Origin of the sequence: Weizmannia acidilactici (genome assembly GCF_008974185.1) — a bacterium.
Classification (GTDB): Bacteria; Bacillota; Bacilli; order Bacillales; family Bacillaceae_C; genus Weizmannia; species Weizmannia acidilactici.
On sequence record NZ_BKZP01000120.1, the window covers coordinates 1 to 239 of the forward strand.

Below are 239 nucleotides of genomic sequence, written 5' to 3' on the forward strand. Positions count from 1 at the left end.
CCGTCAACGCTCATCATCGGCATTGATGTCGCTAAAGACAAACATGTCGCACGTGCACAGGACGACAGAGGCATTGAGTTTGGCAAACGTTTGATCTTTGAAAATCGATTCCACGGCTTCCAAACCCTTTTGAACTGGATGGAACGCCAAAGGAAACAAAATAATAAGGACCACGTGATTTTCGGTGTTGAACCGACAGGGCATTTCTGGCTTGGCCTTGCTTATTTTCTTACGGCTAA

The 239-nt window shown here is 46.0% G+C and carries 1 protein-coding gene; it reads left to right on the plus strand.

From position 1 onward, the window contains the following. Nucleotides 1-239: IS110 family transposase (locus BpJC4_RS15965; RefSeq protein ID WP_151698204.1), on the plus strand; the 239-nt coding region annotated here is incomplete at both ends.